The sequence below is a fragment of the Vibrio navarrensis genome (assembly GCF_015767675.1).
In the GTDB taxonomy this organism is placed as follows: domain Bacteria; phylum Pseudomonadota; class Gammaproteobacteria; order Enterobacterales; family Vibrionaceae; genus Vibrio.
The window spans coordinates 2,390,983-2,407,906 of record NZ_CP065217.1 but is presented as its reverse complement, the minus strand read 5'-3'; the positions used below and the strand labels follow the sequence as shown (position 1 = coordinate 2,407,906).

Here is a 16,924-nt window from a genome sequence, read left to right as displayed (position 1 = left end):
AGCGTAGCGGTTTAGGCTACGCTTGGATTAGCTATTTAAGATGGTACTGCATTTAAACCGTTTGTGTTTTTACTAATGTGGATTCGTCCACATCGTCGATGTGCGCCGTAGGCTCACATCTATCGACAAACCAGCCCATATAAGAGGTGAAAATGGTCACCGCGATGCAGACAAAGCTGAGCCACATAAAAGGGGCATAAGAGAGAGTCGCCACGCCGAGAATACTCGCCATGTAGATACCATTGTCACTCCAAGGCACCATACCCGAGGTAAGCGTGCCGCCAAATTCCGCGTTGCGTGACAGATTCTTGCGTTGGTAGCCCAGACGGTCATAGTTTTTGGCGCAGATCTTCGGAGTCAGAATCAATGATACGTACATTGCTGAACCAAATACGTTGCCCATAAATGCCGTAGCTATGGTGCTGATCGCGAGCGAGCCCGGGTTTTGCACACGACGTTCAAACAGCTTCGCGATGGTTTCCAGCACACCGACTTTATCCAGCAAGCCACCAAACCCAAGACCGAAGACAATCACCGCTACCGAGCCCAGCATGGATGACATCCCGCCACGATTGAGGATCGAGTCAATAAAATCAACGCCAGATGAGATAGCAAACGGTGCCCAAGCAGTGTTAAACGCGGTAAGGAAATCGACATCCTGAATCATCACCGCCCAGATAATGCCCAGTAGAGAGCCGAAGCTGATGACGGGGAAAGATGGCATGCGCATCGCAAGTAACGCCAGCACGATAATAACCGGGACAAACGAGTATGGGGTAATGTAGAACTGCTGTTCCATCGCCTTAATCACCGAATCCACCTGACTCATGTCCACATTACCCGCGTAATGGAAGCCAAACGCAGTAAACATCACACCGGTAATCACATAGCTGATCAGCGCAATTGGCAGCATGCCCTTGATGTGTTCCATGACCTCCACGTTTGACATTGAAGACGCCAAAATAACGGAATCAGACAACGGTGACATTTTGTCGCCAAAGTAACAGCCGGATAATACTGCACCAGCCGTGATAGGTGCAGGCACTCCGAGGCCTTGACCAATCCCCATCATCGCGATACCCGCTGTTCCCGCTGCACCCCAAGAAGTGCCTGTTGCCAGTGCGGTGAGTGAACAGATGATCATAGTGGCTAAAAGGAAAATCGACGGGTGAATTGCCTTCAGACCATAGTAGATAATGGTGGGCACAATACCACCGGAAATCCAAGTGCCAACCAGAGCGCCTACCGCTAGGAGGATGAGTACCGCTCCCAAGCCATTAGAAATTCCGTTTAACGCCGCTGTTTCCAACGTTTTGTACTGATGACCTAAGCGTATGCCCAACACCATGATGATGAACCAACCGATGTACAGGGCTAATTGAATAGGGAGGTCTAGTTTCGCTGTAAACGAAAACGCCAAGAGTAGAAACAAACCGAGCGATATAATGACTTGTATTAGGCTCGGTAAGCGTGTGTTTTCCTGCTTCATATATTCCTCTGAAGAATGTCGGAGCGTTAGAGGGATTACGCCCCCGGATAGTTAGGAACTGTACCTTACATTAACATGGTGGATAATTCGAATTTTTTGGTTGTATGTTTTGATGTTGATCGGTTTGACTGGCGATTGTTGAAATTATCATCTGTTAAATACAAAACTTTATGATATTAAATGTTGTGTAATGTAAAATAAATGTGCTTCAGATGTGAAGTTGCGCATTTCTATGTAACAACTGACGGATCCGAGGTCTGACCAAGAGAAGCGGTGTTTCCGATTCTTACAACTTCATGATGAAAAAAAGACCGTTTTGCTGAATTAACACTTGAGATTTTGCTGGGAAAATTGAACTATTGAGCTCAAATTCACATTTTGGTTCGAGATTACACGGAGAGTTAATGTTATGAGAGTTGGTTTAGTTGGTTGGCGCGGCATGGTTGGTTCAGTCCTTATGCAACGTATGGTTGAAGAAAAAGACTTTGATCTGATTGAACCGGTATTTTTTAGTACCTCTCAGGTTGGTATTCCAGCGCCCCTATTTGCAAACAGTAAGGTTGGTAAAGACGCAGGTGTATTGCATGATGCTTTTAACCTCGAAGCCTTAAAACAGTTGGATGCTGTGATTACCTGCCAAGGCGGTAGCTACACAGAGAAAGTTTATCCGGCACTGCGTCAAGCCGGCTGGAAAGGTTATTGGATTGATGCCGCTTCAACACTGCGCATGGCACCAGATTCTATCATTACCCTAGATCCAGTAAACTTGGCGCAAATTCAGCAAGGCATTCACAAGGGAACCAATACCTTTGTTGGTGGTAACTGTACCGTTTCACTGATGCTGATGGCGCTCGGTGGTCTTTACGAGAAAGGCCTAGTGGAATGGATGAGTGCGATGACCTATCAAGCGGCTTCTGGCGCAGGCGCACAAAACATGCGTGAGCTCATTTCACAAATGGGTGTGATTAACGATGCCGTCAGTTCAGAGCTTGCTAACCCTGCCAGTTCTATTTTAGATATTGATAGAAAAGTTGCCGAAACGATGCGCAGCGCATCTTTCCCAACCGACAACTTTGGCGCGCCGCTGGCGGGTTCGTTGATCCCATGGATCGATGTGAAACGCGACAACGGCCAAAGTAAAGAAGAGTGGAAAGCGGGCGTTGAAGCAAACAAAATTCTGGGCTTGCAAGACTCGCCAATCCCTATCGATGGCACATGTGTGCGTATCGGCGCAATGCGTTGTCACTCTCAAGCTCTGACCATCAAGCTTAAGCAGAATATCCCGTTGGATGAGATTGAAGAGATGATCGCGACGCACAACGATTGGGTTAAAGTCATTCCAAACGAGCGCGATATTACCGCTCAAGAACTGACACCAGCGAAAGTCACTGGCACCTTATCTGTGCCAGTCGGTCGTCTGCGTAAGATGTCAATGGGCGACGATTTCCTCAATGCGTTTACCGTTGGTGACCAACTGCTTTGGGGCGCTGCGGAGCCTCTACGCCGCACCTTGCGTATTATTTTGGCAGAAAAACAGTAAGCTGCTCGGTTAATTCCACATTCTAAGCGCCGTGTTCACGGCGCTTTTTTTATTTCACTTGCGACGACACGTTTGTCCGGGTCGGCCAATTCGCTGCCGCAATGTTTGCAATAGAGTGCATCGGACTCATGCCCAGAGCGCGAACAATTTGGGCATTTTACCAGTTGACGGTGTGAGTTCATTTCTTGGCTCAGTTCAGCCGTAATGATCCCGGTTGGTACAGCGAGAATCGAATAGCCCATTAGCATGGTCAATGAGGCGATCGCTTTGCCAAAATCAGTTTGTGGCACTAAGTCACCGTACCCGACGGTAGTAATGGTCAGAAGTGGACCCCAATGGTTGGACGCATAAGCTCATTTCTTAAGTGGTTGACCCAGCTCATGCTGCGTATCTTTGCCTACCGAAGTAGGCCTCATCAGGAGTGAGGTTATTGAGTCCTTGATGGTTACGCTCTTCATTATAAAACACCATGTAGTTGCCGATTTCAAGCTCGGCTTCACGGGGCGTGGTATAAGCCTTTAAGTAAACCTCCTCATATTTCAGGCTTCGCCATAATCGCTCAATGAAAACATTGTCAACCCAGCGGCCTTTCCCGTCCATGCTTATACGTATGTCATGTTCAATTAACTTCTGTGTGAACTCTGTGCTGGTAAACTGGCTGCCTTGATCTGAGTTAAAGATATCAGGTGGCCCATAATGCTTCAGCGCTTCCTCAAGCGCTTCGATACAAAAACTCGTGTCCATGGTGTTGGATAGTCGCCAAGCCAGCACTTTGCGGCTATACCAGTCGATAATAGCAACGAGGTACAGGAACCCCTTCGCCATTGGGATGTACGTGATATCAATCGCCCAAGCTTGGTTTGGGTAAGTGACTTCGATATCACGCAACAGGTAGGGATACACCTTGTGTGCTTTGTTCGCCAGCGTCGTTTTGGGCTTGGGGTAAATCGCCCCAATCCCCATATCGCGCATGAGTCGAACAACACGCTTACGATTAACGCTATGACCCTTCTTAGCCAGCTCAGTTCGAATGCGCCGACTGCCCATAAACGGATACTGAAGATGAATTTCGTCAATCATACGGCGCAACGCAATCTCCTCAGCAGAGAGTCCTATGGGTTGATAGTAAGCGGTAGAGCGAGCAATATTGAGCAGCTCACACTGGCGCTTTATCGGCAATGGGGTGGATTTAACCAGCGAACTCTTTCGCTGGGCTCGGTCTAACGACCGAGCACTTTGGCCAAAAAATCATTTTCCATGGTCAATTGACCGATCTTGGCGTGAAGTTTGTCCACTTCTTCGGAATTCTCTTTTCCTGTGTGATTTTCGGTGGCAAAAATCATGGCTGCGTTTTCAAGCAGCTCCTTTTTCCATGTCGAGATTTGGTTAGCGTGCAGGTTGTATTTCTGAGCTAACTCAGCGACGGTTTTATCGCCTTTAGCGGCATCGAGTGCCACCTTAGCTTTAAACTCAGGAGAGTGGTTTCTACGTTTTCTAGTCATAATCTGTCCCTGTATTGTTGGGTACTATCAAAACAGATCGACCACTTAAAGTCATGTCCGAAAATCGGGGGCCACTTCTATCGCGACGGTGCTGAAAAAAATCAGGATTTTTCGTCGTGCCATCAAAAGCGAACGCAGGAGCACGTTGGACTCTTGTAAATAGCGTACCAACTTAAGGATGCGGAAAATACGCATGACTCGCAGCAGCCGAATCACGCCCATAAACGTTGCGGAAGGGAACAGCAGAACAAGGTAGGTTGGCAAAATGGCAAGCAGATCGACCACGCCGTAAAAGCTCTTCGCATAGGCGACGGGTTTGGGCGAACAGTAGAGACGCAACAAGTACTCAATGGTAAAAAGCGCGGTAAAGCCGTATTCGAAATAACGCAGCTCTGTTGACCAAGAAGCGCGAACGGTAGGAATGGACTCTAAAACCAGCACTGACAGTGAACTGAGAATGGCAATAATGAGAGCAATATCAAAAGCTTTGCCCGCAGGAGTGTGTGTGCCAAAGATAATAACGTACAGACGGTTTTTTAACGTTTCTTGAGACATGATGCGGCTGAACATGATGTGACTAACAAATAGTATCGTAGCCACATCATAACCTTAAAGCGAAAATCAGGCTAATCCGGGGAAGAGATTTCGCAAGCCATTGGCAATAAATTCAATGCCGAGTGCGCCAAGGATCAGGCCCATAATCCGAGTGATGACGTTGATACCCGTTTGACCAAGGAAGCGCACGATAAGTGGTGCAGAGCGGAACAGCAGCCAAGAGCAAAAACTGAATATGGCGACAGTGATGACGATACCCACAGTGTCGAACATACTGGGGTAACGAGCGCCATAGACAATCGTAGAGCTGATGGCACCAGGCCCAGCCATTAAAGGCATGGCAAGTGGCACAACGCCGATCTGCTCGCGGCTAACGTATTCGGATTGTTCTTGCTTGTTTTGCTTATCTTCACCGAGCTTACCGCTCATCATTGAGAAGGCAATACTGAGCAGCAACAATCCCCCCGCGACACGAAACGAATCGAGAGAGATGCTAAACATATCCAGCAGCATTTGACCTGCAAGCAGCGACACCACCAGGATCACTGCCACCGCAATGTTCGCAGTCAGTGCCGTTTTGTGTTTTTCTTCCGGTGTCATGTGTCCTGTTAGAGAGACAAAAACAGGCATGATGCCCACCGGATTGACTGCGGCAACTAAGCCTAGGAAAAATTGCAGAAAAATAGCGATTTCGAAGTTTGACATGACGAATTCATACAGAGGGACAGGAGCTTATATTCTAGAAAAGATGCTAAGAATTGACGAGAGAAAAAACGCCTTTTGTGTGCGGTTAGACTAATCTTACCCGAGCTTACTCAGTTGGGCAGTAAACTGTGTTAACGTACGGAGAATAACTGTTCCCGTATGTAAATCCAGATGTGGAGTTGTATCATTCTGCATTTGCTTGAGTTGGGATTTGCTCATAAACGTTAACATCCACACAAAATAGATAAAAAAAACGTCACAATGTGGAGAGATAATTGAGCTTAGATATACTCTCAGTAGCACAAGATTTGGGGTCCACATGTAATTTTATGGACTAAAAATGAAACTTTTTTACAGATTGTTGTGGCTTTTTTAGTTGGTTGGTTCGATTGCTTCTTTTTTGCTCAATGACATTTTTTGTATGTTTTTCTTATAGATCATGAGCTTAATGTGTTTGTGTGCAATGGGGTACTACTTTTGAGGGATTTCGAGAGTGAGAACTGATCCAAGTCAATTATTTTCACACTCTGAAATATTATACTCAGTCCTGAAAGCAATTTACTAAGACGGTTGTTAAGTAAGTTACTGATAGACAGTCAAAACAACCAGCAAGTCGCCTTACTAAAAAGTTTTTAATATTTGTTAATTTAGGAGAATCCCTATGCCTGTAACTAATATGGCTGAACTAGATGCGATGATTGCACGCGTTAAGAAAGCACAAGAAGAATTTGCTACTTTCTCTCAAGAGCAAGTCGACAAGATCTTCCGTGCTGCTTCTCTTGCTGCAAACCAAGCGCGTATCCCGCTAGCACAAATGGCGGTTGAAGAATCTGGTATGGGTATTGTTGAAGATAAAGTAATCAAGAACCACTTTGCGTCTGAGTTCATCTACAACAAATACAAGGATGAGAAAACCTGTGGCATCCTAGAAGAAGATGACAACCTAGGTACAATGACTATCGCTGAACCTGTAGGTATCATCTGCGGTATCGTTCCAACCACTAACCCGACTTCAACCGCGATCTTCAAATCTCTGATCTCGTTGAAAACTCGTAACGGTATCATCTTCTCTCCACACCCACGTGCAAAAAATTCAACCAACGCAGCTGCGAAACTGGTTTTGGATGCTGCTGTTGCCGCTGGCGCACCAAAAGACATCATCGGTTGGATCGACCAACCTTCAGTTGAGCTTTCAAACGCACTGATGAAGCACGATGGCATTGCACTTATTCTTGCAACTGGTGGTCCAGGCATGGTGAAAGCGGCTTACTCTTCTGGTAAACCTGCGATCGGTGTAGGTGCAGGTAACGTTCCAGTCGTTATCGATGAGACTGCTGACATCAAACGTGCAGTGGCTTCTATCCTGATGTCTAAAACCTTTGATAACGGCGTAGTGTGTGCTTCTGAGCAAGCAGCAATCGTTGTTGACGAAGTATATGACGAAGTGAAAGCGCGTTTTGCTTCTCACAAAGCTTACGTTCTAAGCAAAGCAGAAGCAGAAAAAGTACGTAAGGTACTGTTAATCGATGGCGCACTGAATGCGAAAATCGTAGGTCAACCAGCAGCTGCTATTGCTGAAATGGCGGGTGTTAAAGTTCCTGCTGACACTAAAGTTCTCGTTGGTGAAGGTATTGGTAAAGTATCTTACGATGACGAATTCGCTCATGAGAAACTGTCTCCAACTCTAGGTCTATTCCGTGCTGACAACTTCGAAGACGCAGTTGCTCAAGCAGTAACTATGGTTGAGATCGGCGGTATCGGTCACACTTCTGGCCTATACACCAACCAAGACGTAAACGCAGACCGTATTCGTTACTTCGGTGACAAACTGAAGACTGCACGTATCCTTGTAAACATCCCAACTACTCACGGTGGTATCGGTGACCTGTACAACTTTAACGTTGCACCGTCTCTGACTCTGGGTTGTGGCTCATGGGGTGGTAACTCTATCTCTGAGAACGTAGGTCCTAAGCACCTAATCAACAAGAAAACTGTTGCGAAGCGAGCTGAAAACATGTTGTGGCACAAACTACCTAAGTCAATCTACTTCCGTCGTGGTAGCCTTCCAATCGCACTGAGCGATCTAGAAGGTAAAAAACGCGCATTCCTCGTTACTGACCGTTTCCTATTCAACAACGGTTATGCAGATGATGTAGTTAGCCTACTGAAAGCACAAGGCATGGAAGTTCAAACATTCTTTGATGTTGAAGCTGACCCAACTCTATCTGTTGTAGAGAAAGGCGCTGCAGCAATGCAAAGCTTCCAGCCAGACGTGATTCTAGCGCTTGGTGGTGGTTCACCAATGGATGCGGCGAAGATCATGTGGGTTATGTACGAGCACCCAGAAACTCACTTCGAAGAACTGGCAATGCGCTTTATGGATATCCGTAAACGTATCTACAAGTTCCCTAAAATGGGTAAAAAAGCGGAGCTTGTCTGTATCACTACCACTTCAGGTACAGGTTCAGAAGTGACACCATTCGCGGTTGTGACTGACGACAAGACTGGCGCTAAGTACCCACTAGCGGACTACGAATTGACTCCTCAAATGGCAATCGTAGATGCGAACCTAGTGATGAACATGCCTAAGTCTCTAACCGCATTCGGTGGTTACGATGCAGTGACTCACGCTCTAGAAGCTTACGTATCGGTTCTAGCGAACGAATACTCAGACGGCCAGGCTCTGCAAGCACTTAAGATGCTAAAAGAGTACCTACCTTCAAGCTACGCGAACGGTGCAAAAGACCCAATCGCTCGTGAGAAAGTACACAACGCAGCAACTATTGCTGGTATCGCATTCGCTAACGCGTTCCTAGGTGTATGTCACTCTATGGCGCACAAGATCGGTGCTGAGTTCCACCTACCACACGGTCTGGCGAACGCACTTCTGATCTCTAACGTGGTACGTTACAACGCGAACGATAACCCAACTAAGCAAACGGCATTCTCTCAATACGACCGTCCACAAGCACGTCGTCGTTACGCAGAAGTTGCTGACCACCTAGGCCTAAGCCAAGCGGGTGACCGCACTGCGCAGAAGATTGAACGTCTACTTGCATGGTTGGATGAGCTGAAAGGTGACCTAGACATCCCAATGTCTATCCAAGCGGCTGGCGTTGCTGAAGCTGACTTCTTAGCGAAAGTTGATGAACTCGCAGTAGAAGCGTTTGATGACCAATGTACTGGTGCAAACCCACGCTACCCACTAATCGCTGAGCTGAAAGAAGTTCTAATTGCTGCTTACTACGGTAAAGCTTTCGTTGAAGGTGAAACTTTCGAAGGTACTACTGTGATCAAGAAGAAAGCAGACCAAGAAGCAGCTAAAGCTGAAGTGGTTAAAGCGAAGAAAGAAAAAGCGAACGCCTAAGTAAGACGGACATTTTGAGATAGGTTTTCGCTAGCACGAAACCTAAAAAATCGGGAAAAGAGCAAAGCCCCTATCGAGAGATAGGGGCTTTTTTTACCTATTCATCAACATGAATAGTGTCGGGATTGTACATCAGGTTCGCGGTAAAAGTGAGGAAGGTGGTTAAACCTCTGCACTGACTACCCGTCCGCTAAAGTACTCGTTGGCGACAATGTACTCTGTATTGCGGATTAGTTCGTCTTGCACTTGCGCCCAGTGTGCTTCATCAACGTGATTTTGTGTATGCGACAGAGCCGGGATAACACCACCGACACGAATATTAAAAGGGGTGAGCTCTTTGGCCCAACTGTGGGTAAAGCCAGAAACGAGCGAGGTGACGCTTTCAACGCCAGAAAAGTTTTGATAATCGGCGTGGGTGATAACATTGACGATCACGCCTTTCGTTTCGGTGTGCCGCATACGTTCAGCGCAAACCTGTCCAAAGCGATACAGCGCGCCTGCGGTGGAGGAGAGTTGTTCGACGAAACCACCATCGGCTGCATGATCGGTTAAAGACGGGAGAGGGAGCGAAGTCCAACAGTTGACGAGCACATCGGGAACTTGCGCAAACTGCTGTTCTATCTCGGCAAATAGGCGCTGAATGGTTTCGGTTTGGTCATCACAGATGGCAATAGAACAGGCTTTGTCGGTAATCGTCGCTAACATTGTCTGTGTTTCAGCCAGCTGAGCTTTATTTTGGTCGCTCAGAATGATGGTTGCGCCGAGTTTGGCAAAGTGTAGGGCGATGGTTCGGCCGAGCAGAGAGCCAGCATTCGTTACCAAGATTAGCGCGTGCTTTATTTCCATTTCCCTGACTCCATGTGTTAGCGGTACTTTTATCATGGGAGAAAATGGGGCTTCTCAGTGTGAATAACGTCAAACTAATGACTATCTGAGTCAAGCAGAATGCCAAAGTATGTAAAAAGTCACACTTTAGTCTGCTCTTGTATTGTAACGCATTAATATTCAACAAGTTAAAGTCTAGACTGATGCGCTCAATCGGGCTTTGGCCCAAGCGGTTGACAACTGATTATACAGACCGGCTTCAGGTAGGAGTGGAGTCTTTGGCTGCGCTAACTGACGTCTTTCATGGCCGGAAAGGTTTTGATACACCTCTTCCGGGAGATCGAAGGTCTCCTCTGGCATATAGGCGAGCGCGTCGGCGATAAGGTAGTGGCTGAGTTTGCTTGAGGCGAGCCCCGCACGGTGAAACTGCTTTGCTTGCTCCGCTGAAATAGTGTAGCTGGATTGATCGCCTCTCAGTTTCTGCGGTTCGCTTAAAGCAAATTGTTGACGCAGAATTTGCTCCGTGACGGGTTGCGAGTCCGTTTCTTCTACAGGCGTTATGTGGCGTGCATCATTAGAAAACATCGATAGCAGCAAAGCGAAATCGGCACGACGACCATCATGAATGGCGTGGTTAATTCCTGTGCCAAACTGAAGCTCGTTGATGATGCCTGCTTTGTCTAAAGTATGTATTTGCATTATGCCCTCCGCCTGATGTTTTTATAGCGGCAGCAACATAGGTAACTTTAGGTAAAATAAAAGAAAAACCCGCTACGATGAGCGGGTTTGAATTAGTGACTAAATTGAACTTAAGGTGTCGCGAATTATTTCGCTAGGTTCGCTGCAACGAATTCCCAGTTAACCAGAGCCCAGAAGCCGTTCATGTAATCTGGACGTAGGTTGCGGTAGTCGATGTAGTAAGCGTGTTCCCACAGGTCAACGGTTAGCAGTGGCGTCACACCTTCTTCGGTGATCGGTGTTGCTGCGTTTGAGGTGTTAACGATGGCTAGAGAACCGTCAGCCTTTTTCACCAACCAAGTCCAAGAAGAACCGAAGTTGTTGATAGCTGAGTCAGTGAATTTTGTTTTGAACTCTTCGAAAGAACCAAATGCTGCATTGATCGCATCAGCAACCGCACCTGTTGGCTCGCCACCTGCATTTGGCGCTAGGCAGTGCCAGTAGAAAGTATGGTTCCAAACTTGCGCTGCGTTATTGAAGATACCGCCAGTTGAAGTTTTGATGATCTCTTCTAGAGATTTGCCTTCAAACTCAGTACCTGGGATAAGGCCATTCAGTTTTACAACGTAAGTGTTGTGGTGTTTACCGTGGTGGAACTCAAGAGTTTCTGCAGAGATGTGTGGCTCAAGAGCGTCTTTTGCGTAAGGAAGAGCGGGTAGTTCAAATGCCATTGCTCGATTCTCCATCTATTTGAAGGGGTAACCTTCGATTGCTTCCAGTGTTATTTATCCGATTTTCAACCTGCTTTGGCAAGGTTGAATGTCTTTATGACTGACTTGCGCTATAGTTTAGCAAGTTTTTACTTTATTAAAAGGGCTAAGTGACAATTTCTATATGAAATTTCTTTGTCATCGCGCCCCTGATTATAGCCCTAATTTTTATGTGCTTTTTATTCTTGAGTAATAAGGTAAAATGTTGCGATTATTTGCAGTAACTCCATCTAGAGGAAGCAATGGAAACTATCGATAAAATCAAACAGCAAATCGCAGAAAACCCAATCCTTCTTTACATGAAAGGTTCTCCAAAGCTACCAAGCTGTGGTTTCTCCTCTCAAGCAGCTCAAGCTCTGATGGCTTGTGGTGAAAAGTTCGCTTATGTGGACATTCTGCAGAATCCTGACATCCGCGCCGAGCTACCAAGCTATGCACAATGGCCAACGTTCCCACAGCTTTGGGTTGAAGGTGAATTGATCGGCGGTTGCGACATCGTGATTGAGATGTTCCAAAAAGGCGAACTTCAGCCATTGATCAAAGAAGCCGCGGCACGCGCTGCGAGTAACGAAGCGGAGTAATCTCGCTTTGCTTTGCTCTCCCATGGATGACGTGGTGTCAGCGTAGTGGTGATGAGCAATTATGTATAGAATACAAAGGAGCTGCTATTTGGCTCCTTTTTCTTTTTTGAGTGGGTAGAATGAAAATCAAACTATATTACGTCCATGATCCTATGTGCAGTTGGTGTTGGGGTTACAAGCCTACCTTGGACAAGCTAAAACAGCAGTTGCCTGGGGTAATCCAGTTTGAATACGTAGTCGGGGGGCTTGCTCCTGATTCGACACTGCCAATGCCACCAGAAATGCAGCAAAAGATTGAAGGGGTCTGGCATCAAATTGAGCGTCAGCTCGGTACCCGTTTTAACTATGATTTTTGGACCAAGTGCACACCCGTTCGCAGTACCTATCAAGCGTGCCGAGCGCTAATCGCGGCAGGATTTCAAGACAGCTACGAAGCAATGCTTGATGCCATCCAACAAGCGTATTATCTGCGTGCTATATCACCGCATGAGGAGGCGACTCATCGTCAACTGGCACAGGAGCTTGGGCTGAATGTGTCACAGTTTGAGCATGATGTGAATGGTGCATTTCTTGAGGGGGTTTTTCAGGATCAATTGAGTTTCGCGAGCAGTTTGGGCGTAAGCTCCTATCCGAGTTTAGTGCTGCAAATCAACGATGCCTATTTCCTGATCGAGGTGGATTACTTTTCATCAGAATCGACGCTTAAGCAGATCCGCGAACGCATCTTACAAACGATGCCTGCGCAATCGTAGTGGTCAGAATTCCAGTTAAAACAAAGCCGCTCATTGAGCGGCTTTGTTGTTGATGGAAGTTTTTACACTACAGAATCATCGCGGCGATCCAGCCAAAAATGATCAGTGGAACGTTGTAGTGGATAAATGTGGGGACAACGGTTTCCCAAATGTGTTCATGTTGACCGTCGGCATTTAAGCCAGACGTTGGACCTAAAGTAGAGTCCGAAGCCGGTGAACCTGCGTCACCAAGTGCTGCTGCAGTACCCACTAAAGCGATGGTCGCCATCGGTGAGAAGCCAAAAGCGATCGCCAGTGGCACGTAAATGGTGGCCAGAATTGGGATAGTAGAGAATGAAGACCCAATGCCCATCGTGACCAGCAAGCCTACAACCAGCATCAGCAGTGCGGCCAGCGCTTTGTTGTCACCAATGCTAGTCGAGAGTGATTCTACTAAAGTTTCTACGCCGCCAGTCTGCTTCATTACCGCAGCAAAACCCGCCGCCGCGATCATAATGAAACCGATCATCGCCATCATGTGAACACCTTTGGTAAACACATCATGTGTTTCTTTCCATGCGATCACGCCACCAAAGGTAAACACCATGAAGCCAGCGAGCGCGCCAATGATCATCGAACCGGTGTAAAGCTGAACGCTCAGCGCGGCGATGATGCCAACGGCGGCAACCAGAATATGTTGCTTGTTCAGCCCTTGAGTCTCCTCGTGCACGACAGTGAGTTCGGTCTCTGCGTATTCGCGAGGCTTACGGTAGCTAAAGAAAATCGCAATCAATAAGCCGCAAACCATCCCTGCTCCAGGCAAGAGCATCGCGGTAGGGACTTGGCTGGCAACAACATTGTCTAGGCCGTTGTCGTGCAGGTTTTTCAGCAGAATGTTGTTGAGAAAAATACCGCCAAAGCCAACGGGTAACACCATGTATGGGGTGATGAGACCAAACGTTAGCACGCACGCGATAAGACGACGGTCTAGTTTTAGTTTGGCAAAAACGCCCAGTAGAGGTGGAATCAAAATGGGGATAAAGGCGATATGCACAGGGATAACGTTTTGCGACGACATAGTCACCAGCACTAGCGCCACGAGCACGGCATATTTGAGGCCGGTGGTTGAAGCGGCGCTATCTTTACCGTTGAGGCGTTTGATGACGCTTTGCGCCAAAAGGTCGGTGATGCCTGATTTGGAAATCGCCACCGCAAAAGTACCTAGCATGGCGTAACTTAAAGCAATCGTTGCGCCGCCACCAAGACCGCTCTCAAACGCGGCAATGGTATCGCCGAGATCCATGCCAGCCACCAAGCCACCTACGATGGCACTGAACGTGAGGGCGACCACCACGTTCACTCGCATCAATGCCAAAATCAGCATGACGCAAACAGAAATAACAACAGGATTCATAGTTTTCTCAGGAAGTTGTGTTTACTTATTATTGTCTTCATCATCGACAAGCGGCCAGCCACCTAACGCTTTCCACTTATTGACAATGCCGCAAAATAGCTCTGCGGTTTTCTCGGTATCGTATAGGGCAGAATGCGCCTCACGATTATCAAATTCCATCCCAGCGGTTTTACACGCTTTGGCTAACACCGTTTGGCCATAAGCCAAACCACTTAAAGTGGCGGTATCAAAGGTGGCAAAGGGATGGAAAGGGATACGTTTTAGCTTGCAGCGCTCGTTGGCAGCGTTGACAAAGCTGAGGTCAAATGCGGCATTGTGGGCCACCATGATGGCGCGGCCACAGTCTGCCGCTTTTTGCTCTTTGCGGATCAGTTTGTAGATCTCTTTGAGCGCTTCCTGTTCAGTCACAGCGCCGCGCAGTGGGCTAAAAGGGTCGCGGATGCCATTAAATTCTAAGGCTTCCTTTTCTATATTGGCCCCTTCGAATGGTTCGACATGAAAGTGAATGGTTGATGCGGGGTGAAGGTCGCCATGTTCATCCATTTTCAACGTGATGGCGCAAATTTCCAAAAGTGCATCAGTTTTTGCATTAAACCCGGCAGTTTCAACGTCTACGACGACAGGAAAATAGCCGCGAAAACGTTTTTTTAGGGTCTGTGCTGTGTTTTCTACAGTCATGTTTCTATTTATTTGTGTGACAAAGACGGCATTATTACAGATTATGACGGCGAAAAAAACGCTACAGAAAGAGAAAACGGCAAAAGTTTACGGGTTTGATGGCTAGATTCTTGCATGTAAATTTCGAAATGAAGTTGGGTAATGTACGTTGGCAACCTTGCCAGAGCGTGCAGATGATTGAAGAGATGTTGCCGATAATGAAAATGTGGCTTGTAACCAGTAGTCTAGTGCTAACCACTTTTGCCTCTGTCTCCGTGATGGCGATGGACAAACGTTATGTGGCCACGCCTCAGCAATCTCAGTGGGAGATGGTGGTTAATTCGCCGCTGGAATGTCGCTTGGTGCATCCCATTCCGAACTTTGGCGACGCGGAGTTTTCTTCGCGTGCCAGCAAAAAAATCGTGCTCGATTTTGAGCTGAAAATGCGTCGCCCGATGGGGGAAACGCGTAATGTGAGCTTGATTTCGATGCCGCCACCTTGGCGTCCTGGCGAGCCAGCCGATCGCCTAACCACGCTCAAATTCTTTAAACAGTTTGATGGCTATGTGGGCGGTCAGACCGCTTGGGGCATTTTGACCGAGCTGGAGAAAGGGCGTTATCCGACGTTCAGCTATCAAGATTGGCAAAGCCGCAATCAGCGTATTGAAGTGGTGCTTTCGTCGGTGCTGTTTCAGCAAAAATACAATGCGTTTAGCGACTGCATCGCTAACTTACTGCCGTACAGTTTTGAAGATATCTCCTTCACCATTCTGCATTACGAGCGTAACGGCGACAAACTGACCAAAGCGTCGCAAAAACGTCTTTCGCAAATCGCCGAATACGTGCGCTACAACACCGATATTGATCTGGTGTTAGTCTCCACTTATACCGATTCGACGGATGGCACTAGCCTTAGTCAGAACCTTTCTGAGCGCAGGGCGGAATCGCTGCGGGAGTACTTCAAAGCGCTGGGGCTGACAGAAGATCGCATTCAAGTACAAGGCTTTGGCAAACGTCGCCCAATTGCCGACAACGCGACGCCCATCGGCAAAGATAAGAACCGCCGCGTCGTTATTTCGCTAGGCAGGACCGAAGTATAAGTTCAGTTGAGCCTAAATTTGGCGATAATTTCGCATTGGGTTGCGGTATCGATCTTCTCTACCAACTGCGCAATTTTTGGGTTTGGATGACGTTTTAGGAAATCAAACAGCGCTTTTTTACAACAGCCGATGGAATCAATAAAGTTCTCGCATTGATGCTGTGGGCACTGCGGGATCAAGGTCAGCACTTTTTCTGAAGCGAGCTGCAAGTACTTGAGTTCATACTCGGTGTCACCAGCCCAACGCCAGAATTGCGCTAGATTATGACAAGAGATAACCGAAATTAAGATCTTATCATCGGCTTCAATCTCACCGCTATTGGCTATCTCATCACTGAGTGCCAAAGCTTGTTGGTAGTGCAGAATACTGCGAATTGGATCGTCGAGTTGCAGTGCAGTGTCTGCCAATAAGGTGTGTTTTTCCCACTCGTTTATCATGCTTTTCTTCCACTTAGCCAAACTCTCATCAATCTAAATGAAAATAATTCTCATGTAAAGTGGCGTGAATGAAACAAAAAAGAGGAAGCGCTTGGCTTCCTCTCTCAAATCACTCAGTGTGTCAAACAGCGTTTATCACACCTCAGAATGTCCGGCTTAGCCTTCCAATCCTGCAGATGCTTGTTTGTTCTGAATCAGTTCAATCATGTAGCCATCGGGATCTTTGACAAACGCGATGTGCGTTGTGCCGCCTTTTACCGGGCCCGCTTCGCGCGTGACGTTGCCGCCTGCCGCTTTGATGGCATCACAAGTGGTATAAATATCATCGACACCAATCGCAATATGGCCGAACGCGGTCCCCAGATCGTACTCAGACTTGCCCCAGTTATAGGTCAATTCGATCACTGCGCCTTGTGACTCGTCACCGTAGCCAAGGAAAGCCAAGGTGTACTCGTATTCCTTGTTCTCGTTCTTGCGCAGCAGTTGCATACCCATGACTTCGGTATAAAACTGAATAGATTTGTCTAAATCTCCCACACGTAGCATGGTGTGTAAAATGCGACCATTTGACAT

At 47.3% G+C, this 16,924-nt stretch carries 15 protein-coding genes and 2 pseudogenes; 5 read left to right on the top strand and 12 right to left on the bottom strand.

Annotation, left to right across the window (positions count from 1 at the left end; all coding sequences use genetic code 11):
* Positions 1-52: 52 nt before the first annotated feature.
* Positions 53-1,489, bottom strand: a complete 1,437-nt coding sequence (gene nhaC, locus I3X05_RS11490) for a Na+/H+ antiporter NhaC (protein ID WP_337970732.1) — start codon at positions 1,487-1,489, stop codon at positions 53-55.
* 409 nt (positions 1,490-1,898) lie between these two features.
* Between nhaC and asd the strand changes: the two genes are divergently transcribed.
* A complete protein-coding gene (gene asd / locus I3X05_RS11485) occupies positions 1,899-3,029 on the top strand; it encodes an aspartate-semialdehyde dehydrogenase (protein ID WP_045572484.1) in 1,131 nt (376 codons plus the stop codon).
* Between the two features lie 35 nt (positions 3,030-3,064).
* On the opposite strand, the pseudogene I3X05_RS11480 reads toward asd, so the two are convergent.
* From I3X05_RS11480 to I3X05_RS11465, 4 genes and pseudogenes are all read right to left on the bottom strand, one after another.
* Positions 3,065-3,355 (bottom strand): annotated as a pseudogene (locus I3X05_RS11480) (ion channel); the annotation flags it as partial.
* A gap of 52 nt (positions 3,356-3,407) precedes the next feature.
* Positions 3,408-4,531, bottom strand: a protein-coding gene (locus tag I3X05_RS11475; protein WP_337970625.1) for an IS3-like element ISVpa4 family transposase whose coding sequence is annotated in 2 segments (ribosomal slippage) — positions 3,408-4,279 and positions 4,279-4,531 — 1,125 coding nt in all. Because the reading frame shifts where the segments join, the coding sequence is not laid out codon by codon here.
* Between the two features lie 72 nt (positions 4,532-4,603).
* Positions 4,604-5,086: pseudogene (locus tag I3X05_RS11470) on the bottom strand (ion transporter); the annotation flags it as partial.
* A gap of 66 nt (positions 5,087-5,152) precedes the next feature.
* Positions 5,153-5,791 (bottom strand): YchE family NAAT transporter, encoded by a 639-nt coding sequence (locus tag I3X05_RS11465; protein WP_039429970.1) that lies wholly within the window; start codon positions 5,789-5,791, stop codon positions 5,153-5,155.
* A 661-nt stretch (positions 5,792-6,452) separates the two neighbouring features.
* Here I3X05_RS11465 and adhE point away from each other — a divergent pair.
* A complete protein-coding gene (adhE, locus tag I3X05_RS11460) occupies positions 6,453-9,158 on the top strand; it encodes a bifunctional acetaldehyde-CoA/alcohol dehydrogenase (RefSeq protein ID WP_337970731.1) in 2,706 nt (901 codons plus the stop codon).
* A 162-nt stretch (positions 9,159-9,320) separates the two neighbouring features.
* Here the strand turns inward: adhE and I3X05_RS11455 are convergent, their stop codons facing one another.
* The 3 genes from I3X05_RS11455 to sodB form a co-directional block, all read right to left on the bottom strand.
* Positions 9,321-10,004 carry an SDR family oxidoreductase gene (locus I3X05_RS11455; RefSeq protein WP_193186148.1) on the bottom strand — a complete coding sequence of 228 codons (684 nt, stop codon included), beginning with the start codon at positions 10,002-10,004 and terminating at the stop codon, positions 9,321-9,323.
* A 174-nt stretch (positions 10,005-10,178) separates the two neighbouring features.
* Positions 10,179-10,682, bottom strand: coding sequence for a VC2046/SO_2500 family protein (locus I3X05_RS11450; protein WP_337970730.1), 504 nt, complete (start codon positions 10,680-10,682; stop codon positions 10,179-10,181).
* 125 nt (positions 10,683-10,807) lie between these two features.
* On the bottom strand, positions 10,808-11,392 hold the full coding sequence (gene sodB, locus I3X05_RS11445) for a superoxide dismutase [Fe] (RefSeq protein ID WP_193157867.1): 585 nt from the start codon (positions 11,390-11,392) through the stop codon (positions 10,808-10,810).
* Positions 11,393-11,673: 281 nt separating this feature from the next.
* Here sodB and I3X05_RS11440 point away from each other — a divergent pair, with 281 nt between their 5' ends.
* Both I3X05_RS11440 and I3X05_RS11435 read left to right on the top strand, forming a co-directional pair.
* Positions 11,674-12,012 (top strand): Grx4 family monothiol glutaredoxin, encoded by a 339-nt coding sequence (locus I3X05_RS11440; protein ID WP_039429958.1) that lies wholly within the window; start codon positions 11,674-11,676, stop codon positions 12,010-12,012.
* Positions 12,013-12,131: 119 nt separating this feature from the next.
* Positions 12,132-12,764 (top strand): DsbA family protein, encoded by a 633-nt coding sequence (locus I3X05_RS11435; protein ID WP_337970729.1) that lies wholly within the window; start codon positions 12,132-12,134, stop codon positions 12,762-12,764.
* 67 nt (positions 12,765-12,831) lie between these two features.
* On the opposite strand, the gene I3X05_RS11430 is transcribed toward I3X05_RS11435, so the two are convergent.
* Both I3X05_RS11430 and rnt read right to left on the bottom strand, forming a co-directional pair.
* Positions 12,832-14,157: a Na+/H+ antiporter family protein gene (locus I3X05_RS11430; protein ID WP_045570825.1), complete on the bottom strand. Its 1,326-nt coding sequence runs from the start codon at positions 14,155-14,157 to the stop codon at positions 12,832-12,834.
* A gap of 21 nt (positions 14,158-14,178) precedes the next feature.
* Positions 14,179-14,835, bottom strand: coding sequence for a ribonuclease T (gene rnt, locus I3X05_RS11425; RefSeq protein ID WP_039443506.1), 657 nt, complete (start codon positions 14,833-14,835; stop codon positions 14,179-14,181).
* 197 nt (positions 14,836-15,032) lie between these two features.
* Between rnt and motY the strand changes: the two genes are divergently transcribed.
* On the top strand, positions 15,033-15,914 hold the full coding sequence (gene motY, locus I3X05_RS11420) for a flagellar protein MotY (protein ID WP_045570832.1): 882 nt from the start codon (positions 15,033-15,035) through the stop codon (positions 15,912-15,914).
* 2 nt (positions 15,915-15,916) lie between these two features.
* On the opposite strand, the gene I3X05_RS11415 is transcribed toward motY, so the two are convergent.
* Positions 15,917-16,351: a DUF2753 domain-containing protein gene (locus tag I3X05_RS11415; protein ID WP_045570824.1), complete on the bottom strand. Its 435-nt coding sequence runs from the start codon at positions 16,349-16,351 to the stop codon at positions 15,917-15,919.
* 156 nt (positions 16,352-16,507) lie between these two features.
* Positions 16,508-16,924, bottom strand: a complete 417-nt coding sequence (gloA, locus tag I3X05_RS11410; RefSeq protein WP_045570823.1) for a lactoylglutathione lyase — start codon at positions 16,922-16,924, stop codon at positions 16,508-16,510.